Source organism: Ralstonia sp. PBBBR1, assembly GCF_002256165.1.
GTDB lineage: Bacteria > Pseudomonadota > Gammaproteobacteria > Burkholderiales > Burkholderiaceae > Ralstonia > Ralstonia thomasii.
This window is the reverse complement of sequence record NZ_NKIL01000005.1, coordinates 200,552-224,538: the sequence shown is the minus strand read 5'-3', so window position 1 is coordinate 224,538 and position 23,987 is coordinate 200,552. Positions and strand designations below refer to the sequence as shown.

19 protein-coding genes are annotated in these 23,987 nt (G+C 65.4%); 12 read left to right on the top strand and 7 right to left on the bottom strand.

All coding sequences use genetic code 11. The annotated features are described in order from the left end of the window. Window positions 1–1,581, top strand: coding sequence for an MDR family MFS transporter (locus CFE42_RS09670; protein WP_004627553.1), 1,581 nt, complete (start codon window positions 1–3; stop codon window positions 1,579–1,581). Between the two features lie 11 nt (window positions 1,582–1,592). On the opposite strand, the gene CFE42_RS09665 is transcribed toward CFE42_RS09670, so the two are convergent. Next, complete coding sequence (locus tag CFE42_RS09665; protein ID WP_004627552.1) at window positions 1,593–2,489, bottom strand: oxygenase MpaB family protein; 897 nt, start codon at window positions 2,487–2,489, stop codon at window positions 1,593–1,595. A 184-nt stretch (window positions 2,490–2,673) separates the two neighbouring features. Between CFE42_RS09665 and CFE42_RS09660 the strand changes: the two genes are divergently transcribed. Further along, window positions 2,674–3,603 (top strand): hypothetical protein, encoded by a 930-nt coding sequence (locus tag CFE42_RS09660; RefSeq protein WP_004627549.1) that lies wholly within the window; start codon window positions 2,674–2,676, stop codon window positions 3,601–3,603. A gap of 4 nt (window positions 3,604–3,607) precedes the next feature. Here CFE42_RS09660 and CFE42_RS09655 read toward each other — a convergent pair whose 3' ends face one another. The 4 genes from CFE42_RS09655 to CFE42_RS09640 all read right to left on the bottom strand — a co-directional run bounded on the left by CFE42_RS09655 (window position 3,608) and on the right by CFE42_RS09640 (window position 7,277). Next, window positions 3,608–4,039, bottom strand: a complete 432-nt coding sequence (locus CFE42_RS09655; protein ID WP_004627548.1) for a PGDYG domain-containing protein — start codon at window positions 4,037–4,039, stop codon at window positions 3,608–3,610. Between the two features lie 260 nt (window positions 4,040–4,299). Beyond that, on the bottom strand, window positions 4,300–5,331 hold the full coding sequence (locus CFE42_RS09650) for a cytochrome d ubiquinol oxidase subunit II (protein ID WP_004627546.1): 1,032 nt from the start codon (window positions 5,329–5,331) through the stop codon (window positions 4,300–4,302). Then, complete coding sequence (locus tag CFE42_RS09645) at window positions 5,328–6,701, bottom strand: cytochrome ubiquinol oxidase subunit I (RefSeq protein ID WP_004627544.1); 1,374 nt, start codon at window positions 6,699–6,701, stop codon at window positions 5,328–5,330. The genes CFE42_RS09650 and CFE42_RS09645 overlap by 4 nt, the downstream gene beginning before the upstream one ends. Before the next feature lie 15 nt (window positions 6,702–6,716). Next, window positions 6,717–7,277: a GbsR/MarR family transcriptional regulator gene (locus tag CFE42_RS09640; protein ID WP_004627541.1), complete on the bottom strand. Its 561-nt coding sequence runs from the start codon at window positions 7,275–7,277 to the stop codon at window positions 6,717–6,719. 208 nt (window positions 7,278–7,485) lie between these two features. On the opposite strand from CFE42_RS09640, the gene CFE42_RS09635 reads away from it, so the two are divergent. From CFE42_RS09635 to CFE42_RS09595, 9 genes are all read left to right on the top strand, one after another. Next, on the top strand, window positions 7,486–7,740 hold the full coding sequence (locus tag CFE42_RS09635; protein ID WP_004627540.1) for a GlsB/YeaQ/YmgE family stress response membrane protein: 255 nt from the start codon (window positions 7,486–7,488) through the stop codon (window positions 7,738–7,740). Between the two features lie 161 nt (window positions 7,741–7,901). Next, window positions 7,902–8,195, top strand: coding sequence for a hypothetical protein (locus CFE42_RS09630; protein WP_004627538.1), 294 nt, complete (start codon window positions 7,902–7,904; stop codon window positions 8,193–8,195). A 384-nt stretch (window positions 8,196–8,579) separates the two neighbouring features. Next, complete coding sequence (locus CFE42_RS09625) at window positions 8,580–9,902, top strand: MFS transporter (RefSeq protein WP_004627536.1); 1,323 nt, start codon at window positions 8,580–8,582, stop codon at window positions 9,900–9,902. A gap of 14 nt (window positions 9,903–9,916) precedes the next feature. Beyond that, on the top strand, window positions 9,917–12,472 hold the full coding sequence (nirB, locus tag CFE42_RS09620; RefSeq protein ID WP_004627533.1) for a nitrite reductase large subunit NirB: 2,556 nt from the start codon (window positions 9,917–9,919) through the stop codon (window positions 12,470–12,472). 26 nt (window positions 12,473–12,498) lie between these two features. Then, on the top strand, window positions 12,499–12,837 hold the full coding sequence (gene nirD, locus CFE42_RS09615) for a nitrite reductase small subunit NirD (protein ID WP_004627531.1): 339 nt from the start codon (window positions 12,499–12,501) through the stop codon (window positions 12,835–12,837). Window positions 12,838–12,876: 39 nt separating this feature from the next. Further along, on the top strand, window positions 12,877–14,109 hold the full coding sequence (locus CFE42_RS09610) for an FAD-dependent oxidoreductase (RefSeq protein WP_004627528.1): 1,233 nt from the start codon (window positions 12,877–12,879) through the stop codon (window positions 14,107–14,109). A gap of 293 nt (window positions 14,110–14,402) precedes the next feature. Next, window positions 14,403–17,156, top strand: a complete 2,754-nt coding sequence (locus CFE42_RS09605; protein WP_037043604.1) for a nitrate reductase — start codon at window positions 14,403–14,405, stop codon at window positions 17,154–17,156. 110 nt (window positions 17,157–17,266) lie between these two features. Beyond that, on the top strand, window positions 17,267–17,881 hold the full coding sequence (locus tag CFE42_RS09600) for a DUF2239 family protein (RefSeq protein WP_004627525.1): 615 nt from the start codon (window positions 17,267–17,269) through the stop codon (window positions 17,879–17,881). Beyond that, complete coding sequence (locus tag CFE42_RS09595; protein ID WP_004627523.1) at window positions 17,878–19,248, top strand: MATE family efflux transporter; 1,371 nt, start codon at window positions 17,878–17,880, stop codon at window positions 19,246–19,248. Before CFE42_RS09600 ends, CFE42_RS09595 begins: the two co-directional genes overlap by 4 nt. Before the next feature lie 56 nt (window positions 19,249–19,304). On the opposite strand, the gene CFE42_RS09590 is transcribed toward CFE42_RS09595, so the two are convergent. Both CFE42_RS09590 and cls read right to left on the bottom strand, forming a co-directional pair. Then, a complete protein-coding gene (locus tag CFE42_RS09590) occupies window positions 19,305–20,567 on the bottom strand; it encodes an MFS transporter (RefSeq protein ID WP_004627521.1) in 1,263 nt (420 codons plus the stop codon). Between the two features lie 92 nt (window positions 20,568–20,659). Then, window positions 20,660–22,093, bottom strand: a complete 1,434-nt coding sequence (gene cls / locus CFE42_RS09585; protein ID WP_004627518.1) for a cardiolipin synthase — start codon at window positions 22,091–22,093, stop codon at window positions 20,660–20,662. Between the two features lie 185 nt (window positions 22,094–22,278). Between cls and CFE42_RS09580 the strand changes: the two genes are divergently transcribed. Beyond that, entirely contained in the window at window positions 22,279–23,970 is a 1,692-nt protein-coding gene (locus CFE42_RS09580) for a phospholipase D family protein (RefSeq protein ID WP_004627515.1), read from the top strand. Window positions 23,971–23,987 lie beyond the last annotated feature (17 nt).

Below are 23,987 nucleotides of genomic sequence, written 5' to 3'. Positions count from 1 at the left end.
ATGTCCTCCCGCCCGAGCATCGAACCGCCCAAGCCAGACACGCCCACTGCGCCCATCGCGTCGGCATCCAGCCCGCTGGATGCGCTACCCGTGCCTGAAATTCCGGTGATGGCAGTGATGGGCGGGCTGATGCTCGCCATCTTGCTGGGCGCGCTGGAGCAAACCATCGTTGCGGTGGCCTTGCCCGTGATCGCGGGCGAATTCAACGGCTTTGCGCTGATGGCCTGGTTGGTGTCGGCGTATCTGGTGGCGTCCACGGTGGTGACGCCCATCTACGGCAAATTGAGTGACCTCTACGGCCGCCGCGCCATGCTGACGACGGCCATCGTGCTGTTCGTGCTGGCGTCGGTGGCGTGTGCGCTGGCGACCAGCATGCCGATGCTGTTGTTTGCACGCGTGCTGCAGGGGCTGGGCGGCGGCGGTCTGATCTCGGTATCGCAGGCCACGATCGCCGATGTGGTGCCGCTGCGCGAGCGTGGCCGCTACCAGGGCTACGTGAGCGGCATGTGGGCCATGGCCAGCCTCGCCGGACCGGTGATCGGTGGCTATCTGACGCATTACCTCTCGTGGCGCTGGATTTTCTGGATCAACCTGCCCCTGGGCATCGTCGCGCTGTTCGTCGTGCGCCGCACGCTTCGGCATCTGCCGGTGGCGCATCAGCGCCGCCCCATCGACGTGCCCGGCGTGGTGCTGTTTGCCGGAGGCCTGACCGCGCTGTTGCTGATGATCACCCGTGTGGGGCAGGGCACGCCGCTCACGCAGCCCGAAAACCTTGGCCTGCTGGCGGCGGCGGTGGTGCTGCTGGGCGCGTTTGTCTGGCAAGAGAACCGCGCCGTCGAGCCGATCATTCCGCTGTCGATGTTCCGGGTCCGTACCGTCACGATCTGCTGCCTGGCGCTGTTCCTGTGCTTCTTCCAGCTGATCGCCACGTCGGTGCTGATGCCCCTGCGCTTCCAGATGGTGGCGGGTGCCAGCCCCGATGCCGCCGCGCTGCGCCTCGTGCCGCTCACGCTGTCGATTCCGCTTGGCGCCTTCATTGCCGGCAAATGGATGACGCACAGCGGTCGCTACAAGCCCCTGATGCTGGGTGGCGCATGCGTGGTGCCGTTTGCCGTGGCATCGCTGGGTCTGCTGGACCCGCACAGCGTGTTGGCGCTGACCCTGGCGATGATCGTGCTTGGCCTGTCGATTGGCGTGCAGTTCCCGACCGGCCTGGTGGCCACGCAAAATGCGGTGTCGCCGCAGACGGTGGGTCTGGCCACGGCACTGACCGCCTTCTCGCGCCTGCTGGGTGGCGCGGTGGGTGTGGCGGTGCTGACGTCCGTGCTGATTGCGCTGCTGCGTCAGGCTGCGCCCGAAGCGCAGGTAGCGGCCGGTGGCGACGTGCTGATGGACCTTTTCCATGCCGCGCTTGCCAGCAGCGGTGTCGATGCCCAGGCCCTGCAGCGCGCAGGCGAGAGCGCGTTCCGGCATCTGTTCTTCTTTGCCGCTGCGGTGTCGGTTATTTCGCCGCTGTTGGTCATGCGGCTGGAAGAGAAGGCGCTGCGCGGCAAGGTGTCGCTTGCCGAGGCTGTCGAGTAAGGCTGGCCGCGCTAGCTTGTGGCAGGCGTCAGCGCCCGCCGTCGAGCGCGGCGCGCCACGCTGCCCTCGTAGAGTGCCCAACGCAGCGTCGGCGCCACGGTGCGCATGGCCGCCGACGCAAACGCCGCCTGCAGCGGCGGCCGCTTGAGATCAAGCATTTGTATTGCCCACGGCGGCAGCAACTGGATGCCCGCATCCAGGAAGAGGCGGACCGCCGGGCGCAACCCCGGGCGCGGCGCCTGCCACGTCATCAAGACTTCCACCACCGTGCGCGTACGATCGCTGGCCACCAGCTCGGCGCGCATCGCATGCAGATAGGTCTGGACCGCCGCCCGCGATTTCGGCACGTCGCGCGCGCCGAGCATCTCGGCCACCAGCGCGGTCTCTTCAAAGTAACGATCCTGTTGCGCGCCGCTCAGGCTGGCATCCACGTAGCGCAGATAGCCCGCCAGGAAGCTCGACATCTCGGCCACGTGTACCCAGGTGAGCAGGTCGGGATCGTTGGCCGAGTACGGCCGGCCATCGGGCGCGATGCCTTGCACGCGGTCGTGGATGGTCTTTACGCGGTCGATCAGTGCCAGCGCGTCATGCCGGCTGCCGTACGTGGTGCCGGCCACAAACTGTGCGGTCCGGCCCAGGCGCCCTTGCAGGTCTTCGCGGAAGTTGGAGTGGTCCCACACGCCGGCCAGCGCGCGCGGGTGCAGCGCTTGCAACAACAGCGCGCTGATCCCGCCGGCCATCATCGCCGGAAAATCGGCATGCACCTTCCAGCAGACCGCGTCGGGCCCGAACAGGCCCGGGTCGCCCGGCGGCGAGGCAATGTCGAGGGTGAGGCTGCCGGTGGCGCGTGTCAGTCCGCGGACCTGGTTGGCGATGCGTTCGCGAATGGCGACGAGTGGCGAGGGCATGGTGCCGAAAGTGCTGGGAAGCACGAGGCGAAGAAGTATTTATTCTACCGACCCGCACCGGAGCACACGGTGCCCGCCGTGATGACAGAACGCCGCATGGCCGATGTGCGTGCGCAGGACCATTTGTTGCGACGGCATGTTTATCCGCCCCTCCTAGAATGGAGAACAGTCCCACGAGAACGCGATGCCTATGACCCCCCACCGACATACCACCTGGTTGGACTGGCTTGTCCTGAGTGCGCTGCTGGTCGGCTTATGCCTGAGCCTCCCCGGGCGCGCGGCAGACAACGCGCAAGGTTTGCGCGACAAATACCAGAGCGTGGCGCCACAGTTGGCCGATAACGTGTTCCATCGCCCGCTGGTACTGGAATCCACCGAAGCCCCCGACCGGCTCAAGAGCGACATCTATAGCGTGCTCGACTACCCGTTTGCCACCGTCAAGGGCGCGTTGGGCGACCCGGAGCACGGTGCTGCCAATTGGTGCGACGTGCTCATCCTGCATCTGAATATCAAGTACTGCCACGCCACGCACGGCGCAGACAGCAGCGTGCTCAACGTGAACCTCGGCCGCAAGGTAGAAGACTCGCTTTCCGCCAGCTATCGCCTTGAGTTTGGTTATCACCCTGTTGTCAGCAGTGCGGATTACTTTCGCGTTGAACTCAGCGCGGCTTCCGGCCCGCTCAGCACCCGCGACTACCACATCATGCTGGAGGCCATTCCCGCGCCGGGCACTGGCAACCACACGTTTCTGCACCTGACCTACGCTTATGGTTACGGCGCGGCCGGTCGACTGGCGATGCGCACGTACCTTGCAACCGTGGGCAGCGGCAAGGTCGGGTTCACCAAGACGGCGGAATCGTCGCCGGGTGCGGAGCCCGAATTCGTGGGCGGCGTGCGCGGCCTGCTTGAGCGCAACACGATGCGCTACTACCTCGCCATCGATGCGTATCTGAAGTCGCTGTCTGCGCCGCCGGACAAGCGTTTGCAGCAGCGGCTGAACACGTGGTTCAACGCCACCGAGCAGTACGCACGCCAGTTGCACGAAGTGGAGCGGCAGGACTACCTGCAGATGAAGCACCACGAAGTCGAGCGCCAGCAGCAGGCGGCGCAGTAACGCTTCAGGCCGGGCGGTAGACCTTGGCGAAGCGCTGCGCCTGCACGACGCCGTAGTCGCCGGGGGCGTACTGGAGCACCCAGTCGCCGGGCTGGCCATGCAGTACGTCACCGGCTTCGGACCGCGCCAACGAGAACGCTTCACGCATCTGCTTGGCCAGCACCACGCTGGGGCGGTTGCGGTAAGCGCCAGCCTGACCATGCGCGAACGATGCATCGGCGGGAACGTACTTCGCATCGAAACGCTCGCGCGAAACGACCCAGCGGTCGCCGGTTGAGCCGGTGATCAGTGCATCGCCAGGGGCGTAGCGGTTGGGGCCTTCCAGGCTCATCAACTCGCCGGCTTGGGCGGCAAAGTCGACGTGGACGGTCTCGTCCTTCACAAAAGGGCGGGCGGCGGGGTCCGTGCGCAGGTCGACGTGTTGCAGGGTAGGCATGAGGTGACGCAGAAGGCGATGAAGGCGAGGTCGGGCGAAATGTTGTAAGCGTAGCGCAAATGGTCGCCTATCGGCAGTCGATGATCTACTGTTTCGGTCGACCGTACGCTCGCAACTGCGGGCCATGTTTGAAAAGACTTGCACGCGCTCGCAGGCGGAAGCCGTGGGCGCGATGTTGTGGGTGCTGTCGCAGCGCCGGCCGCAAGGCTAGTCGAGCGTCAAGACAGCACCGGGCGGACGTATCTGCGATCGTAGCTGACTCAGTAGTACCGCAACTCCGTCGCCTTGCCGTGAAACACCTTGTACGAGTAGATCGTGTAGCCCACGATGGTCGGCAGCACGATGGCCACGCCCACCAGCATGAACTCGAGCGATTCCGGCGCGCTGGCCGCCTGCCAGATGTCGAGCCTGTCCACCACGAGGTACGGGAAGAGGCTGTAGGCCAGGCCGTTGAAGGCCAGCAGAAAGATGGCGCCGGTGCCGACGAACGGCGCCCAGACGAGGTGTTCATCGCCCTTCGCAATCTGTTGCGGCAGGCGGCGCAGTACCCAGTCGATCAGCAGGAACAGCACGATGGTCACCAGCGGCACGGGCGCCAGCAGGATGATGTTCGGCAGCGCAAACCATTTGTCGAATACGCGAGTGCTGACCCACGGCGTCGCCAGCGACACGGCGGCCACGCCCAACGCGGTAAACCACAGGCTGCCGCGTGCCCACAGCACCGCGCGCAGCTGCAGCGCGCCTTCCGTCTTCATGATGAGCCACGTGGCGCCCAGCAGCAGGTAGCCGGCAATCAGGCCGCCTGCCGTGCAGATCGCAAAGATGACGTTGGCCGCGTCGTACTGGAAGCCGGTGATGTACAGCCCGAGCATCAGGCCCTGCGCTGCGGTGGCAATGACAGAGCCGGCATAGAACGCGCGATTCCACCACGGCTTGTGGTGCGCGCGTGCCTTGACGCGAAAGTCGAATGCCACGCCACGCAGGATGAGCCCGAACAGCATCAGCGCCACCGGCAGATACAGCGCGCCCAGGATCTCGCCATGCGCGGCCGGAAACGCCACCAGCAACAGCCCGACCCCGAGCACGAGCCAGGTTTCGTTGGCGTCCCAGAACGGGCCGATGGAGGCGATCATGGTGTCCTTCTCGGCGTCGTCGGCGCGGCGCAGCAGGATGCCGACGCCCAGGTCGTAGCCGTCCAGGACGACGTAGGCCAGCACGGCGATCCCCATCAGGGCCATGAAGACCACCGGCAGCCAGCCGGCGGGTTGGGTGAGGTCAGGAATGGTGCTCATGCGTGGCTCGCGACGGGCGCGGAAAGTTCAGAGGTGTGCTTGCCGGGGATGTCGGCATCGGTCGGGTCGATGGCGCCGCCGGCCTTGCGGGCCAGATAGAACACCACGCCAATGTAGGAGGCGATGAGGAACGCGTACAGCGCGAGATACATCGCCAGCGTGCTGCCGATCATCCGCGCGGGCACGGATGAGGCGGCCTGCGCAGTGGTCAGCACGCCGTAGACAAGCCACGGTTGCCGGCCGATCTCGGTCACGTACCAGCCTGCCACCACCGCTACCCAGCCGGAGAACGTCATGGCGACGAGGGTGCGCGCCAGCCAGCGCGGCAGTTCACCATTGCGGCGAAGGCGCCAGGCGCTGGTCCACGACACCGCCAGCATCAGCAAGCCAACGCCCACCATCAGGCGGAAGGCGAAGAACACGGGCAGCACGGGCGGATGCTGATCGAACTGATCGAGCCCCCGCACTTCGCCGTCGAGCGAGTGCGTGAGATACAGCGATGCCACCTTCGGCACCGCGATCTCGTGGCGATTGCTGCGCGTTGCTGCATCGGGAATGCCGAACAGCACGGCCGGCACACCGCGTTCGGTTTGCCAGATGCCTTCCATCGCGGCCAGCTTGGCAGGCTGATGCTCCAGCGTATTCAGGCCGTGCGCATCTCCGGCGGCAATCTGCAACGGGATGAGCATGGCGGCAAGCACCACGCCGGTCTTGAGCGCCGCACGCACGTCGCCATCGCGGTCGTTGCGCAGCCAGCGGTAAGCGGACAACCCCGCCAGCAGGAACGACACCGTCAGCCCCGAAGCCAGCAGCATGTGCGTGAACCGGTAGGGAAACGACGGGTTGAAGATGATCGCCAGCCAGCTTTGCGGATGCGCGCGGCCGTCGATCATCACGTAGCCGGCGGGTGTCTGCATCCACGAATTGAGCGCGATGATCCAGAAGACAGAGATGGTCGTGCCCAACGCGACAAGGAACGTCGCGAATGTGTGGATGCGCGGGCTCACGCGGCCGGTGCCGAACAGCATGATCCCGAGAAAGCTGGCTTCCAGAAAGAACGCGGTCAGCACCTCATACGCCAGCAGCGGTCCGGCGATATTGCCGACGGTATTCATATAGCCAGGCCAGTTCGTGCCGAACTGAAAGCTCATCGTCACGCCGGATACCACGCCCAGCGCGAACGTCAATGCGAAGACCTTCACCCAAAGGCGATAGGCGGCCATCCAGGCCTCGTCACCGGTCTTGCGATAGCGCAGCTTGAAGAACAGAAGCACCCACGCAAGCGCGATGCTGATGGTGGGAAAGAGGATGTGGAAGGTGATGTTGGCGCCAAACTGGATGCGCGCCAGGACAACGGGATCGAGTGACATGGGCTTTCTTGGGGGCTACTTGGACTTGCCGCCAACGACAACGGCAAGCTTGTTCTTCATTTCCAGCAACTTATGCACCTTGGCGCCCATCTTCATGAGTTGCTGCAGCGATTCGGCGTCGAGCTTCTGCACGTCGTCAAACCAGTTGGTCATGAGCGTGATGAGCTGGTACATCTCCTTCATGCGCGCCTGGGCGTGGCGGTCGTCGGGATCGGTGGGGGATTCCAGCATCACGTCGCGCAGCAGCGAAAGCGTGGGGTCGATCTCCCGCTTGCGGCGTTCTTCCGCCAGCGTGCGGAAGATGGTCCAGATGTCGTCAGGGGCCGAAAAGTATTCGCGCCGGTCGCCCGGTTTGTGCGACAGCCGCACCAGCTTCCACGACTCCAGCTCCTTGAGCCCAATGCTCACGTTGGAGCGGGAGAAGCCCAGCGCCTCGGCGATCTCGTCCGCGTTGATCGGCTCGCGCGCGGCGTAGAGCAGCGCGTAGATCTGCCCGACGGTGCGGTTGATGCCCCAGCGGCTGCCCATCTCGCCGAAATGCAGGACGAAGCGCTGTTTCAAGGGGGAGAGTTGCATTGTTTTGATCTTTCTCAATTTTCAGAAATTTCTGAAATTTTAGGCGTCCTGCCCCGCAGTGCAATGTGACGCGCTGTCGCGGGATGCTCAGATTGAGCCCGACGCAATTGCAAAAACCCCGTCGAACGCACATCGCGATTGTGCTGTCTTCGCCTACTATGCCTATGCGGTAACGTCCCTCAAAACGCACATTCTCTGGAGCGCAAACATGGCCTCACACGGTTTGATTGCCTGGTTGATCATTGGCGCGGTGGCGGGCTGGCTGGCCGGCATCCTGGTCAAGGGCGGCGGTTTCGGCATCTTCGTCGACATCGTGGTCGGCATCGTCGGTGCGTTCATCGGCGGATGGCTGGCGGGGGTGCTCGGCATCTCGCTGGGCGGCGGGTGGATCGGCTCGATCATCACGGCGGTGATCGGCGCGGTGATCCTGCTGTTCATCATCCGGCTAATCAAGCGCGCATAGCGCGAGCCGGCACCGGCGCCAAGAACGGCGGTGGATGCGCATGTCATCCAACCGCCGGATTTCAACATGCACCGCATCACCTAGACTGGTTGAACCAAGGGCAGCCGCGCCGCGCCACAAGCGCCGGCGGGGCCGGTACACGCTAACCCGGCGAGGCCACCATGTCTGACCAGCTCACCACCGCACCGCAAGAACTCTACGAAGGGTTCGAAATTCACGTTGTTCCAAGCCCGACACGGGCAAACTCCTCGCGCTACACCTACACCGGCTACGTGTGCCACCCCGGCGCCGATCCACAGTTGCCCGGTCATGTCGTGCCCTTTCACGCAGATGGCGACGATACCTTCCGCAGCCCCGAAGAGGCCATGGAGGAAGCCGTACACGTGGCGCGCAGCATTGTCGACGGCACGCATCCGGATCTCTCGGTGCTGTCGATCGTGACGCACGGCTACTGACGCCGAAACCTGATCCGGCAGCTTCCCTTCCTATCGGTCATGCACGAGATGCGTCGGTCGCCCTTGGCGGCGGCCGACGCATTTGCTGTGCCGCACCATCCCGAATCGTGTCTGCACCGAAAGCGTGCGGTGCGGTGCCCGTGTGTGAGGCACGCGCCCTGGCCGGTGTCTGGCCAATTTCCTGTAAACCGCGATAGGACAAGGCTTTGTGAGCCTGGCATACCTGTTGCGTAGCACCATTGCGCGAATCAAAGGCGATCCGTGCTCTTCGTGGTGAAGGCCCTGGTGCTCAGGGCTACTTGGACAACGGCGTCCCAGACCCTGGCTAGTGCAGCCGGGCTCTCGGACGCCTTTCTTTTTTTTGGCCCCTGATTGGGATTCAACATGACCGGCAAAGCCACCCGAATCGACCTGTTCAGCCTGCGTACGCCGCAGATGCGCGCCTTCCATCTGACGTGGCTCGCGTTCTTCGTGTGTTTCTACGCTTGGTTCGCCTGCGCGCCGCTCATGCCGGTGCTCAAAGGCGAGTTCCACCTCACGCCGGGGCAGATCGCCAACATCAACATCGCGGCGGTGGCGGTGACGATCCTGGTGCGGCTGATCGTCGGCCCGCTGTGCGACCGCTTCGGCCCGCGCAAGACCTATACCGGTTTGCTGCTGCTGGGGGCCATCCCGGTGCTGGGCGTGGCACTCGCGCAAAGCTACGAGACCTTCCTGTTCTTCCGCCTGGCGATCGGCGCGATTGGCGCGAGCTTCGTCATCACGCAGTACCACACGTCGGTCATGTTCGCGCCAAACGTGGTGGGCACCGCCAACGCGGCGGCGGCCGGCTGGGGCAACGCAGGCGGCGGTGTGGCGCAAGGCACGATGCCGCTGCTGCTGACCGCCATCGTGATGATGGGCGTGACGCAGAGCATGGGCTGGCGCCTGGCCATGGTGGTGCCGGGCGTGGCGATGCTGATCGTTGCGGCGCTGTACTGGCGCTATACGCAGGACTGCCCGGAAGGCAACTTCAGCGCACTGCGCGCCGCCGGCAAGACCATCGAAGGCGGCAAGAAGGGCGGCTGGGGCAGCTTTGTGGCCGCCGCCGGCAACTACCGGGTGTGGCTGCTGTTCATTACCTACGGCGCGTGCTTTGGCGTGGAGATCTTCATCCATAACATCGCCGCCACCTACTACGTCGATCACTTCGGCCTGTCGCTCTCGGCTGCCGGCATGGCCGCGGCCAGCTTCGGCCTGCTGGCGCTGTTTGCCCGCGCGCTGGGCGGCATCGTGTCGGACCGCGTGGCCGCCAAGCGAGGCCTGGATGCGCGCACCCAACTGCTGTGCGTGCTGATGATGGGCGAGGGCCTGGGCCTGTTCGGCTTTGCCCATGCAGGCAGCGTGCCGGTGGCCATTCTCGCGATGCTGGGCTTCGGCCTGTTCACGCATATGGCATGCGGTGCCACGTATGCGCTGGTGCCGTTCATTGACCGCCGTGCGCTCGGCGGTGTGGCCGGCATCATCGGTGCGGGCGGCAACGCCGGCGCGGTGGCGGCGGGCTTCCTGCTCAAGGGCATGGCCGATACGCAGGCCACGCTGTCCATCCTCGGCGTGCTGGTGGCGCTGTCAGCCATCTGCGCGATTGCCGTGCGTTTCTCGGCAGAACACAAGGCACGCGAACAAGCGCTGTACGACAACACGCTGGCCGCCGCCGGCAACGCCTGAAAGAGGACATCACCATGACCATGAAGATCGTCGTCATTGGCCACGGAATGGTGGGCCACAAGTTTCTGGAAAGCCTGCTGCATGCGCCCGGCCATCACCTGCAAGTGACGGTGCTGTGCGAAGAGCCGCGCCCCGCCTACGACCGCGTGCACCTGTCGGAATTCTTCACGGGCAAGACGGCGGAAGAGCTATCGCTCGTGGCACCGGGCTTCTTTGACCGCGACGACGTGGTGCTCAAGCTCAACGCACGCGCCACGGCCATCGACATCACCGCCAAAACGGTGACGGCCTCGACCGGCGAGGTGCTGCCGTACGACAAGCTTGTCCTCGCTTCGGGCTCGTCGCCGTTCGTGCCGCCCGTACCGGGCCGCGACCGCAAAGACTGCTTCGTCTATCGCACCATTGAAGACCTCGAAGCGATGGCCGAATGCGGCCAGCGTGCCAAGACGGGCGTCGTCATCGGCGGCGGCCTGCTGGGGCTGGAATGCGCCAAGGCGCTGCGCGACATGAACCTGCAAACGCACGTGGTCGAATTTGCCGGCCGCCTGATGGCGATGCAGGTGGACGACGGCGGCGGCCGCATGCTGCGCCGGAAGATCGAAGACCTGGGCGTGACCGTCCACACGCAGAAGAACACCTCGGAGATCGTCGATGGCGAAACCGCGACGCACCGCCTGAACTTTGCCGACGGCACGCACCTGGAAGCCGACATGGTCGTCTTCTCGGCCGGCATCCGCCCGCGCGACGAACTGGCGCGCGCTTGCGGGCTGGAAGTGGGCGAGCGCGGCGGCATCGTGATCGACTCCGAGTGCCGCACCTCCGCGCCGGATGTTTACGCGATTGGCGAATGCGCGCTGTGGGGCGGCAAGGTCTACGGCCTGGTTGCGCCCGGCTACGAGATGGCGCGCATCACCGCCAAGCAGATTCTGGCGGCGGACGATGCGTCGGAGTTCAGCGGCGCCGACATGAGCACCAAGCTCAAGCTGATGGGCGTGGATGTCGCCAGCCTGGGCGATGCGCAGGGCGTGACGCCGGGCAGCCGCAGCGTGCAGTTCACCGATGAGCGCAAGCAGATCTACAAGAAGCTGGTGGTGTCGGAAGACGGCAAGTACCTGCTGGGCGGCGTGCTGGTGGGCGATGCGGCCGAATACGGCACGCTGCTGCAGATGATGCTCAACCGCATCGAATTGCCGGAAGCACCGGAATTCCTGATCCTGCCGCAGGCCGATGGCAAAGCACGCCCCGCGCTCGGTGTGGATGCTCTGCCCGATAGCGCGCAGATCTGCTCGTGCAACGACGTGTCGAAGGGCGCGCTGTGCCAGGCCGTGTGTGCTGGCGCCACGACCGTGGGCGCGCTCAAGGACGCCACCAAGGCCGGCACCTCGTGTGGCGGATGTGTGCCGCTCATGACGCAGGTGATGAAGGCCGAGATGAAGAAGCAAGGCCTGGCCGTCAACAACCACATCTGCGAGCATTTTCCGTATTCGCGTCAGGAGCTGTATCACCTGGTACGCGTGGGCCGCATCCAGTCGTTCGAGGCGCTGCTGGAAGCGCATGGCAGCGGCATGGGCTGCGACATTTGCAAGCCCGCCGTCGCGAGCATCCTTGCTTCGTGCTGGAACGAATTCGTCCTCAAGAAAGAGCACGCCAGCCTGCAGGATTCCAACGACTACTTTCTCGCCAACATCCAGAAGGACGGGACGTACTCCGTGGTGCCGCGCATGCCCGGCGGCGAGGTGACGGCAGACGGCCTGATCGCCGTGGGCCAGGTCGCCAAGAAATACGACCTGTACACCAAGATCACGGGCGGCCAGCGTGTCGATCTGTTCGGGGCGCGGCTGGAGCAGTTGCCGCTGATCTGGGAAGAGCTGATCGCGGCCGGCTTCGAGTCGGGTCACGCGTACGGCAAATCGCTGCGCACGGTGAAGTCGTGCGTGGGCTCGACGTGGTGCCGCTATGGCGTGGGCGATTCGGTGGGTTTTGCGATTGCGCTGGAGAACCGCTACAAGGGCCTGCGCTCGCCGCACAAGATCAAGTTTGGCGTCTCCGGCTGCACGCGGGAATGCGCCGAAGCGCAGGGCAAGGACGTCGGCATCATCGCCACCGAGAAAGGCTGGAACCTGTATGTGTGCGGCAACGGCGGCATGAAACCCCGCCATGCCGAACTGCTGGCGGCCGACCTCGATCAGGAAACGCTCATCAAGTATGTCGACCGCTTCCTGATGTTCTACGTGCGCATGGCCGACCGCCTGCAACGCACCAGCACATGGCGCGACAACCTCGAAGGCGGTCTCGACTATCTGAAGGATGTGGTGATCAACGACAAGCTGGGCATCGTGGCCGAACTCGAAGCCGAGATGCAGCACGTGGTCGACACCTATCAGGACGAATGGAAGACCGCCGTGACCAACCCAGAGGTGCGCAAGCGCTTCCGTCACTTCGTCAACAGCGAAGCAAAGGATGCGAATGTCGTCTTCGTCGAGGAGCGTGGCCAGATCCGCCCTGCCACGGTCGAGGAGCGTGCCAAGACGCGGCCCGTGCGTATTCCTGTTGTTGCTGAAGCCGCTTGAGCCCGATAGAGGAAGTGGAGGACGCCATGCAAGCATCCCGTTGGACCCCGATCTGTGCCCTGGACGACATCGTTCCCAACACCGGCGTCTGCGCGCTGGTGGAAGGTGACCAGGTTGCCGTGTTCCGTGTCGGCAGCAACACGTCGCAAGGCGTGTACGCCATCGGCAACTACGATCCGAACTCCGACGCCGCCGTGCTCTCGCGCGGGCTGGTCGGCAACCTGGGCGAACGCATCGTGGTCGCATCGCCGATCTACAAGCAGCATTTCGATCTGACCACGGGCGAGTGCCTGGAAGCGCCGGCCAACTCCGTGCACGCCTACGCGACCAAGGTGGAAGACGGCAAGGTGTGGGTAGCGGCATGAGCCGATTTCAATGACCGACAACCTTCAGGAGAGGGCAGCATGAACGCCAAGACCGTACGCCCCAAGCTGGTCGTGATCGGCAATGGCATGGCCGGCATGCGCACGGTCGAAGAATTGCTCAAGCTCGCGCCGGACCTGTACGACGTCACCGTGTTTGGCGAAGAGCCGTACGGCAACTACAACCGCATCCTGCTCTCGCCTGTGCTGGCCGGCGAAAAGCAGGTTGACGACATCATGCTCAACACGCGCGAGTGGTACGACCAGAACCACATCACGCTGCACGCCGGCGACCCGGTCGTCGCCATCGACCGCCCCCGCCGCACGCTGCGCTCGCGAGACGGCGTGGAGATGCGCTACGACCGCCTGCTGATCGCCACCGGCTCGCGTCCGTTCATCCTGCCGGTGCCGGGGCACCTGCTGCCCGGCGTGATCGCCTTCCGCGACATCCAGGACGTGGAGACGATGCTGGAAGCCGCGCGCAATCATCGGCATGCAGTCGTCATCGGCGGTGGGCTGCTGGGGCTCGAAGCCGCCAATGGCCTCATGCGCCAGGGCATGGACGTGACCGTGGTGCACCTGCCCGACAGCCTGATGGAGCGCCAGCTCGACAAGCCGGCCGCCCTTCTGTTGCAGAAGGCGCTGGAGGCCAAGGGCCTGCGCTTCCTGCTGGGCGCCCACACGGCGGAGCTGCTTGGTACCGACCGCGTGAGCGCCGTGCGCTTCAAGGACGGCACCGAGATTCCCGCCGACCTCGTGGTCATGACTGCCGGCGTCCGCCCCAACATTGAGCTTGCCAAGGCCGCCGGCCTGCATTGCGAGCGCGCCATCGTCGTCGACGACACGCTGCAGACCTACGACCCGCGCATCTACGCCGTGGGCGAATGCGTGCAGCACCGCAGCGCAACGTTCGGGCTCGTCGCGCCCATCTGGGACCAGGCCCGCGTGTGTGCCGCACATTTGGCCGGCGCAGGGCACCGCCGCTATGTCCAGCAGGCCACGGCGACCAAGCTGAAGGTCACGGGCGTGGACTTGTATTCCGCCGGTGATTTCATCGGCGGCGACGGCACCGAAGACATCGTGCTGCGCGACCCGCGCCGCGGCGTCTACAAGCGCCTCGTCCTGAAGGAAGACCGCATCGTCGGCGCGGTGCTGTATGGCGACGTGGCCGACGGCCCGTGGTATTTCGACATGATCCAGCGCCAGACCCCCATCACACCGATTCGCCAGCGCCTGCTGTTTGGCCGCGCGCTGTGCGAAGCGGAGGCAGCGTAATGAACAAAGGGGACAGACAAAACGACTTAGGACTCTTGCAGACCACCGGTTTGGCCGTTCCTGCCCTAGATGGCGCCTTGGATTTTTGTCAGCGGGCGGAAAAAGGAAGGAGGCTTGTCTGAGCGAAGCGAGTTTGCCTCCTTCCCCGCCCGGTTACAAAAATCCAAGGGGAAGTCGCCATCTCGGGCGCGCCTTTCTTTTGCTTACTTTTCTTTGGCAAGACAAAGAAAAGTGAGTCAGCCCCGGCAGGGGATGAAACAAGGGATGTACTCCATACGCACAGCAATACAGAGATGACGATGACGACCATCCCCATTCACCCAGTAACGGACGCCGTGCGCACCACCTGCCCATACTGCGGCGTCGGCTGCGGCGTGCTCGCGACCCCGCAAGCGGATGGCAGTGTCAGCATTCAAGGCGATCCGACGCACCCAGCCAACGCAGGGCGCCTGTGCGTAAAGGGCTCCGCGCTGGGCGAGACCGTGAGCCTGGACGGCCGGTTGCTTTACCCGGCCATGCGCGAGCGCTCGCGTGACGTGGACGCTCCGGAGTTCACCAAGCCGGCGCCATTACAGCGCGTCTCGTGGGACACCGCGCTCGACGCCGTCGCGCAAGGCTTTCGCCGCATCGCCGAAGAGCACGGTCCGGATTCCGTCGCGCTCTACGTTTCCGGCCAGTTGCTGACCGAGGACTACTACGTCGCCAACAAGCTGATGAAGGGCTTCATCGGCACCGCCAACATCGATACGAACTCTCGACTATGCATGTCGTCGGCCGTGGCGGGGCATAAGCGCGCGTTTGGCGAAGACCTCGTGCCCGTCTGCTATGACGATCTGGAAACGGCGAACCTCATCGTGCTGGTGGGCTCGAACACGGCGTGGTGTCACCCGATCCTGTTCCAGCGCATCATGCGCGCCAAGGAAGCGCGGCCCGAGATGAAAGTGGCGGTGGTTGACCCGCGCCACACGGCCACGTGCGAGCTGGCCGATCTGCATCTGCCCATCAAGCCCGGCACCGATGTGTCGCTGTTCAACGGCCTGCTGTCGTTTCTCTCGCGGCGCGGCGTGGTGGACAGGAACTTCGTCACGCTGCACACCAACGGCCCGGACGCCGCTCTGGAAGCCGCCGGCACCGAGAGCGACGACGTCGAAGCCGTCGCCAAGGCCTGCAAGCTCAAGCTCGACGATCTGCTCACCTTCTACAGCTGGTTTGCCGATACCGAGCGCACCATCACCGCCTTCTCGATGGGCGTCAATCAGTCGACGGCGGGCACGGACAAGGTCAACAGCATCATCAACTGCCACTTGCTCACCGGCCGTATCGGCCGCGCGGGCATGGGGCCGTTTTCGATTACCGGCCAGCCGAATGCGATGGGCGGCCGCGAAGTGGGCGGCCTGGCCAACATGCTGGCCGCGCACATGGAGCTGAACGAGCCGTCGCATCGCGACCTCGTGCAAACGTTCTGGGCGTCGCCGCGCATGGCCGACAAGATGGGCCTCAAGGCGGTCGACCTGTTCAAGGCCATTGAAGACGGGCGCGTCAAGGCCGTGTGGATCATCGGCACCAATCCCGTGGTCAGCCTGCCGGATGCTGACCAGGCGCGCCGTGCGCTGGCCAAGTGCAGACTCGTCGTCGTTTCAGACATCGTTGAAGCCACCGACACCACCGTGCTGGCCGACATCCTGCTGCCCGCGCTCGGCTGGGGCGAGAAAGACGGCACGGTGACGAACTCCGAGCGCCGCATCTCGCGCCAGCGCGCCTTTCTGCCGGCCCCCGGCGAGGCACGCGCCGACTGGGACATCATCGCCGACGTTGCCCGCCGCATGGGTTACGACGGCTTTGACTTCAAGAGCCCGCGCGATGTGTTCGACGAGCACGCGCGCCTGTCCGCTTACGCCAACGATGCGAGCGGCGTCCGCCGCGCCTTCCACCTCGGCGGCCTGGCCGGGCTCGACGCCGGGGCATACGACGGCATGTCGCCGGTGCAATGGCCCATCGTAACGTCGGGCAACGGCGAAGCGCGGCTCTTCAGCGATGGCCGCTTCGCCCACGCCGATGGCCGCGCGCGTTTCGTACCGACGCCGGCCCGCGCGCCCGCGCATGCGGCGGACGGCGAATATCCGCTCATTCTCAACACCGGCCGCGTGCGCGACCAATGGCACACCATGACGCGCACTGGGCGCGCGCCCAAGCTGGCGGACCACGTGCCCGAACCGTTTGTCGATCTGCACCCGCACGATGCCCTGCTGGCCGGCGTGCGCGAAGGCGGCCTGGCGCGCGTGTCGTCACGCTGGGGCAGTGTGGTCGCACGTGTGCGGATGACGGGTGGTATCGCGCGCGGCAGCGTGTTCGTACCGATCCACTGGAACGGCCAGTTTGCTTCCGATGCGCGCGTGGGTGCGGTCGTCAATCCGGTGGTCGACCCGGTGTCCGGCGAGCCGGAGTTCAAGCACACGCCGGTGATGGTCGAGCCGTTTGATGTGGCGTGGCACGGTTTTGTGCTCTCGCGGCGCGCACTGGACACCGACGATGCAACCTGGTGGACGCGGATTCAGGGCAAGCAGTTCCTGCGCTATGAGCTGGCCGGTCGCCAGCACCTTGGCTCCGTACACGATTGGGCGCGCACGCTGCTCGGCGTGACCGACCCGCACGCCGACTGGCTCGAATACGAAGACGCGACCGCGCACGTCTATCGGGCCGTGCACGTGGTGGACGATCGCATCGAAGCCTGCGTGTTTCTCTCACCGCGCCCTGATCTGCCGTCGCGCAACTGGCTCGCGGGCCTGTTCGCACAAGAGCGCCTGGAAGACCTCGATCGTGCGGGCGTGCTGCTTGGCCAGCCGATCGAAGCCGGCGTCGACGTGGGGCCAACCGTTTGCTCGTGCTTTGGCGTGGGCCGTAACACCATCTGCGATGCCATCCGCACCAAGGGCCTGCAATCCACCGGCGAGATCACGGCCTGCCTGAAGGCGGGCGGCAATTGCGGCTCGTGCGTGCCGGAACTCAAGCGGTTGCTGGTGGAGGCGCGCGTTCAGCAGGCGGCATGACGCTTGCGTCAAGTTGCGCGCGACAGTTGCTTTCTGCCCGGGTAATATTGACACTCAATTAAACCCGGGTAGAATGTGTTCCTGTTGAAACTTCAGCAGGAGCGTTTCTCATGGTTGCCGCAGCAATCCACGCGTGCACGGCATTTGCCGGCACCCGGCGCCTGGCCGCAGGGCCCGTCCGCGACGTCGCCCGGGCCGTCAAGATCCACGTCGATGCACACCCTGAATCGCAGGTGCTGGTGTTCGACCACACCACCGCACAGCCGGTGGAATTCGACTTGCGCGGCACGGTGGGAGACGTGCTTGCCCGTCTCGATCCAACCGCGCCGTCTGCCACGCAACCCGCTGAGTCGGAAAGTCGCCCGCGTGGCCCTGGCCGCCCCAAGCTGGGCGTGATTGCCCGCGAGGTCACCTTGCTGCCGCGCCACTGGGATTGGCTGGCCGCGCAGCCGGGCGGGGCGTCGGTTACGCTGCGCAAGCTCGTGGAAGACGCGCGCCGCGCTGCCGAAGGCGCCGACCGCCGCCGCGTTGCGCAGGAGGCGGCATACCGTTTCATGTCTGCCATGGCCGGTAACGCCGCGGGCTTTGAAGAGGCCACGCGCGCCCTGTTCGCCGCAGACGCCGTCGCGTTCGAATCCCTCACCCAATCCTGGCCTGCCGACGTGCGCGACTTTGCGCGTGAACTGGCGAGCCGGGCCTTCAATCCCCAACAGGAGGCTGCATGACAGCGCCTGCTGCTCGCCCCCCGTTGTGGCGAACATTCATTGCATTCCTCGGCCCGCTGATCCTGGCCAACATCCTGCAATCGTTGTCGGGCACGCTCAACAACGTCTATGTGGGCCACATGCTGGGCGTGAAGGCGCTGGCCGCGGTATCGGCGTTCTTCCCGATCCTGTTCTTCTTCATCGCCTTCATCATTGGGTTGGGGTCGGGAGCGGCGGTGTTGATCGGGCAGGCGTGGGGCGCCAAGAAGCCCGAGGCGGTCAAGACCGTTGCGGGCACCACGCTCTCCGTGGGTTTCATCGTGGGCCTGGCGGTGGCGCTGCTGGGCGGCCCGTTCGCAAACGCGCTGCTGGGTTGGCTCAGCACGCCAGCCGATATCCTGCAGGACGCCACGCTCTACGCCAGCGTCATGCTCTATGCCATGCCGGGCCTGTTCGTCTACCTGCTTGCCACGGCGATGATGCGCGGCGTGGGCGATACGCGCACGCCGCTGCGCACCCTCGCGCTGTCGACGGCGATCGGGCTGGTGCTGACGCCGACCTTCATTCGCGGCTGGTTCGGCCTGCCGCAACTGGGCGTGGCAAGCGGCGCCGCGGCGACCATCATTTCGTTCACGATCGCGCTGGTGTGGCTCGCATTCTTCCTGCGCCGCCGCAACCATCCGCTCGCGCCCGATGCCGTGCTGGCCCGGCACTTGTGGGTCGATTTTGGTGTGCTCAAGACCGTGCTGAAGATCGGTGTGCCGACGGGCGTGCAGCTTGTGGTCATCTCGATTGCCGAGCTGGCGCTGCTGTCATTCGTCAACGGCTTCGGCTCCGACGCGACGGCCGCCTACGGCGCCGGCACGCAGATCATCAGCTACGTGCAGTTTCCCGCCATGTCGATTGCGATCACGGCGTCCATCCTCGGTGCGCAAGCCATCGGCTCGGGCAATACGGAGCGGCTCGATGCCATCACGCGCACCGGGCTGTGCCTCAACGTTGCGATTACCGGTGTGCTGGTGCTGATGGCGTTGCTGTTTTCGCGCGCGGTCATCGGCTGGTTCACCACCAGCGCAGAAGTGATGAGCCTTGCCCAGAGCCTGCTGCATATCTCGCTGTGGAGTTCGGTCATCTTTGGCATGGCGAGCGTCTTCTCGGGCGTGATGCGCTCAAGCGGCACGGTGATGGCGCCCACGGCCATTTCCATCCTGGCCATCGCGGCGGTGGAAGTGCCGGTGGCCTGGGTGCTGAGCCGACACATCGGCACCGACGGCATCTGGGCTGCATACCCGGCCGCCTTCCTTGCCATGTTCGTGATGCAGGGGCTGTACTACGCGTTTGTGTGGCGCCGCCGCGCGCAGCGGTTCGGCATCCGCCGCATGGTTTGACGATACCGCCGCCGGCTGCCCAAGGCGCGGCGCGGTGGTCGCGATGCCGATGCGGCTCAGGCAGGTTCAAGCCCGGCCGACGCATCGTCCGCGCGCGGTTGACGCACCAACCGCACTGCGGGCGATTGCACGATGCACAGCAACTGCAGGGCAAAGCCCGCCACCGCCACCACCAGGCACGCCCCCACACCGGCGTGTGCGGCGAGCCACGCCGCCATTGCCGCGCCGACCGGCCGAGCGCCATACGACATCACATTGACTGCGGATACGCGTGCCAGCAGCGCGGGCGGCGTCACCGTCTGCCGCAGCGTTGTTGTGCTCACCACCCAAAGAATCGGCCCGCAACCGAGCAGAAAGAAGCCGGCTTGTGCCAGTGCGGGCCAGGGCTGCCACAGCGTGGCCGCAAGCAGCACACCGCCGGCCAGTCCGCACACGGGGCCCGTCGCCACCACAAGGCCGAAGCGCCAGCGCGCGAGAATCCGCGCGGCCAGCAGCGCGCCGACCACCATGCCCGCGCCGTACATGCCGAGCGTCAGCCCGATCGCCTGCGCAGAGAGGTTCAACCGCTGCGCCGCATACGGGACGAAGATGGCCGACACCATGAAGAAGGCCATGGTGAAGACAAACTGCGTGATGAACACCGGCCGCAGCAGCGGATGCTGAAACACGAAGCGCGCGCCTTCGGCAATGTCTCGCAGCGGGTGCGCCGCACGCCGTGCCACGGGCTCCTGAGCGGTCACGCCAGCCAACATTGCCGAAGCCATGGTGGACAACGCCGCCGCCAGCACGAACGCCGCCATCGCGCCTGTCCAGCCGATCAACGCGCCGCCGATGGCCGGCCCGCAGGCAAATGCAACCGTGCGCGCCAACTCGATGCGGCCGTTTGCGCGCGCGAGCATTGCTGCCGGCACGAGCGACGGCACCAGCGCGGGCGCCGCCACGCTGAACACCACCGTGCCGCACACCGCAACGAAGCCCAACACGCCCAGCGCAGCCAGGTTCAGCCGCCCGGCCGCCAACAGGCCCGCTACAACAAACAAGGCCAGCGCGCGCACGGCCTCCGCGCCGGCCATCAATGCGCGCTTGGGCCAACGGTCCGCCAGCATGCCGATGGGAATGGCAAACAGCACGAACGGCAGCGTGAGCGCCACTTGTAGCCAGCTCGCTGTGCTGGCGTCGGCATGCAGGGTGAGCACCGCCACCATTGGCATGGCGGCCAGCGCAATCTGTTCGGCAGACTGCGCGGCCAGGTTGGAACCCGCCAGCCGGTTGAAGCCCGGCGGCAGATGGTCGACAGCAGGGTCATGGGGATCGGACATCGCACACTCCTGAAGAGGTCCGCTTCAGGGTAGGGATGGCGATCTCTGGATGCGCTCCGCTTCTTGCGGGCAAATTCGGAGCGCGACCGTGTCTACAGGATGGGCGCGAACAGCTTGGCCACGTGCATGATCACGCGGCGCAGCGGGTGTGCATGTTCGTATTCGTCACGGCCAACGCGGGCGGCTTCGGCAAAATCGACTTCGAGCATCTGCGCGACGTCGTTGGCGAAGCGCGAGTCGGCGGTCATGATCATCAGTTCGAAGTTCAGGCGGAACGAACGGTTGTCGAGGTTGGCACTGCCCACGGCGGCGGCCTCGTCGTCGATCAGCACGACCTTCTGGTGCAGGAAGCCGGGCAGGTAGCGGTAGATCTTCACGCCCGCGCGGATCGCCTGATACGCATACAACGTGGAGGCCAGGAACACCATGTGGTGGTCCGGCCGCGATGGGATCAGGATGCGCACGTCCACCCCGCGCAGCACGGCCAGGCGCAGCGCGGCAAACACGGCTTCGTCCGGGATGAAGTACGGCGACGTGATCCACAGCCGCTTGCGCGCCGACTGAATGGCCTCCATGAAGAACAGCGAGCAGGTTTCCTGCTTGTCGGCTGGGCCGCTGGCGACCACCTGGCAGACCATGTCTTCTTCCGGCCGCAGTTCGGGCACGATCAGCTGCGGCACTTCGCGGGCAGCCCAGTACCAGTCTTCGGCAAAGGTGAGCTGCAGGTCCATCACGGCGGCACCGACGATCTCGATATGCGTGTCGCGCCACGGTGCAAGCGGCGGCTTTTCGCCCATGTATTCGTTGCCGACGTTGTGGCCGCCCACGTAAGCGCGCTCGCCGTCCACCACCACGAGCTTGCGGTGGTTGCGGAAATTGAGCTGGAAGCGGTTGACGAACCCGGCATGGGTGGAGAACGGCTTGGCGTGTACGCCGCCGTCAATGAGCCGCTGCACATAGCGGCGAGGCAGCGCGTGGCAGCCGATGCTGTCGAAAAGAAAGTAGACGCGCACCCCGGCCCGCGCGCGATCGAGCAGCAGCTCGGCCAGCTGGCGGCCGAGCGTGTCGTCGTGCACGATGAAGAACTGCACGATCAGCACCCGGCGCGCCTGCGCAATGGCCGCAAAGATGGCCTCGAAGGTTTCCGCGCCGTTGACGAGCAACCGTACGCGGTTGCGTGCCAGGCACGGTGTGCCGGTTAGGCGCGGCAAAGCCTGCATGCAGGTGTGCTGCGGCGCGACCACGCTCGATTCATGGTCGCGCAGGCGGCGCCAGTCGTCGGACAGGGTGATTTCGCGCAGGCGGGCGTTGTGAAAGCGCCGCGCATCCACATAGCCCGCAAAGGTGCTTCGCCCGAAGATCAGATACGGGATCAGCGTGAATTCCGGCAGCGTGACCAGTGAGATGGCCCAGGCGATGGCGCCCTGGGACGTACGCACGGTCAGCACGGCATGCATGGCCGCGAGCACGCCCACGGAGTGCACAAGAAAGAGAAAGGCGGCAAATGCGGTGGTGTTGGTCAGCATCGAACGCAGCGGGAAGAGGGCGCACCGTGGGCCATTTTGACACGCTCCAGGTGGCGTCGGACAAACACGGATACTGCCTCGGCTGATATCTCGCGTAGTCTGACCGTGCAGCCTGTCCAGGCACGCCGCATGCTGGTGTGAAGTGGACGTCCTCTCGACTTGCCGTACCCAACACGACATCGAACATGCAAGGGCACCCGAGGAACCTCCCGACATATCTGCGCGCCTGGTTTGCCTGGCTGGTCATTGCGCTGCTGACGGGCTGCGCAAGCCTGCCCGAGCACGTCGATCGGCCCGTGACGACGGCGCTGCCCAATGCTGAATCGGCCACCTTGCTGGGGCGTCTCGCGCAGACGAACGCGCCGTCGGCCGATGTGTCCGGCTTCCGGTTGATCCCCTCGGGCGAAGAAGCCTATGCCACGTTGCTCACGCTGGCCGACGGGGCCGAGCGGACGCTGGACTTGCAGTACTTCATCATTGCGAGCGACAACAGCGTGCGCGAACTGATGCGCCATGTGCGCGCCGCTGCCGACCGGGGCGTGCGCGTACGCATGCTGGTGGACGATCTGCACAGCGACGGGCGCGATCTGGCATTTCTCAAGTTTTCGTCGCACAAGAACATCGACGTACGGCTGTTCAACCCCTTTCCTGGCGGGCGCATGTCGAACGTTACACGGTACCTGAGCGGTGCGGCTGAGTTCCGCCGCGTCAACCGGCGCATGCACAACAAGGCCTTCATTGCCGACAACGCGCTGGCCGTGACGGGCGGGCGCAATCTGGGCGCCGAGTATTTCACGCAGAACCAGACCACCAACTTCGTCGATCTGGACGTGCTGGCTGCCGGGCCGGCGGTGCGCCAGTTATCGTCGGCATTCGATGCGTACTGGAACAGCGAATTCGCCTATCCGGTGCAGGCGCTGGCGCCCGAGCCGAGCACGGCGCATCCACCCGAGCCGAAGGACGGCAACTATCCGCCGCCGGTGACGATGCCGCATCGGCCGGAAGGGCCGCCGCAGCAGATCGACGTGCCGACCCGGCCGGTCGACATGGGGTCCGGTTCTGCCAAGCCGGCATCCGACCAGACCGATCTCGCCAGCCCGGCGCCGGAGCAGCGCCTGCCGCTCAAGCCTGCCCCGCGCGACTGGTTCCTGGCCGACCAGATCGCCCGTGGCCGCCTGCGCCTGGAGTGGGCGCCCGCGCAGGTGATCGTCGATCGTCCGGCCAAGGTGTCGGGTGATGACGTGGAACCTGGTGGCGAGCGCCTTGCCCAGACGCTCCTGCGTCTGATTGACGAGGCCGAGCGCGAGGTGGTGCTGATCTCGCCGTACTTCGTGCCCGGCAAGCGCGGCGTCGAGGTGGCCAAGCGCATGCAGGATCGCGGCGTGCGCCTGCGTGTGCTGACCAACTCGCTGGCGGCGACCGACGCACCCATCGTGCATGTGGGCTATGCGAAATATCGTGGCGAGCTGGTCGACGACGGTGTTGAACTGTACGAGCTGCGCCCGACCCTGGGCGATCGCCCGAAGATGATCGGCACTTTTCGTTCGTCGCAGGCGAGCCTGCATGTGAAATCGATCGTGGTGGACCGCAGCACGCTGTTTGTCGGCTCGATGAACATCGACCCGCGCTCTATCGGACTGAACACGGAAACCGGGTTGATCATCCGCAGTCCGGTGCTGTCGGAGGCGGTAGCCCGGCTGTTTGACGACTCGGTGCGCGACAGTGCCTACCGGGTGACCAAGGATGATGGCCACTTGCGCTGGACCACGCACGAGAACGGCAAGGAGGTCGTCGTCGATCACGAGCCGGAGGTGGGCCTGGGCCGCCGGACGTGGATCCAGATGCTGGCGCCATTGACTCCGGAAGAACTGCTGTAAGCGGCTCCAAAAGAAAA

Bases quoted from the DNA above. Each gene is read 5' to 3' on its own strand.
- CFE42_RS09640 (WP_004627541.1), bottom strand. From the start codon at position 7,277: ATGCAACTCTCCCCCTTGAAACAGCGCTTCGTCCTGCATTTCGGCGAG.
- CFE42_RS09605 (WP_037043604.1), top strand. From the start codon at position 14,403: ATGACGATGACGACCATCCCCATTCACCCAGTAACGGACGCCGTGCGC.
- CFE42_RS09670 (WP_004627553.1), top strand. From the start codon at position 1: ATGTCCTCCCGCCCGAGCATCGAACCGCCCAAGCCAGACACGCCCACT.
- CFE42_RS09580 (WP_004627515.1), top strand. From the start codon at position 22,279: ATGCAAGGGCACCCGAGGAACCTCCCGACATATCTGCGCGCCTGGTTT.
- CFE42_RS09635 (WP_004627540.1), top strand. From the start codon at position 7,486: ATGGCCTCACACGGTTTGATTGCCTGGTTGATCATTGGCGCGGTGGCG.
- CFE42_RS09665 (WP_004627552.1), bottom strand. From the start codon at position 2,489: ATGCCCTCGCCACTCGTCGCCATTCGCGAACGCATCGCCAACCAGGTC.
- cls (WP_004627518.1), bottom strand. From the start codon at position 22,093: ATGCTGACCAACACCACCGCATTTGCCGCCTTTCTCTTTCTTGTGCAC.
- CFE42_RS09625 (WP_004627536.1), top strand. From the start codon at position 8,580: ATGACCGGCAAAGCCACCCGAATCGACCTGTTCAGCCTGCGTACGCCG.
- CFE42_RS09600 (WP_004627525.1), top strand. From the start codon at position 17,267: ATGGTTGCCGCAGCAATCCACGCGTGCACGGCATTTGCCGGCACCCGG.
- CFE42_RS09650 (WP_004627546.1), bottom strand. From the start codon at position 5,331: ATGAGCACCATTCCTGACCTCACCCAACCCGCCGGCTGGCTGCCGGTG.
- CFE42_RS09590 (WP_004627521.1), bottom strand. From the start codon at position 20,567: ATGTCCGATCCCCATGACCCTGCTGTCGACCATCTGCCGCCGGGCTTC.
- CFE42_RS09645 (WP_004627544.1), bottom strand. From the start codon at position 6,701: ATGTCACTCGATCCCGTTGTCCTGGCGCGCATCCAGTTTGGCGCCAAC.
- nirD (WP_004627531.1), top strand. From the start codon at position 12,499: ATGCAAGCATCCCGTTGGACCCCGATCTGTGCCCTGGACGACATCGTT.
- CFE42_RS09660 (WP_004627549.1), top strand. From the start codon at position 2,674: ATGCCTATGACCCCCCACCGACATACCACCTGGTTGGACTGGCTTGTC.
- nirB (WP_004627533.1), top strand. From the start codon at position 9,917: ATGACCATGAAGATCGTCGTCATTGGCCACGGAATGGTGGGCCACAAG.
- CFE42_RS09655 (WP_004627548.1), bottom strand. From the start codon at position 4,039: ATGCCTACCCTGCAACACGTCGACCTGCGCACGGACCCCGCCGCCCGC.
- CFE42_RS09610 (WP_004627528.1), top strand. From the start codon at position 12,877: ATGAACGCCAAGACCGTACGCCCCAAGCTGGTCGTGATCGGCAATGGC.
- CFE42_RS09630 (WP_004627538.1), top strand. From the start codon at position 7,902: ATGTCTGACCAGCTCACCACCGCACCGCAAGAACTCTACGAAGGGTTC.
- CFE42_RS09595 (WP_004627523.1), top strand. From the start codon at position 17,878: ATGACAGCGCCTGCTGCTCGCCCCCCGTTGTGGCGAACATTCATTGCA.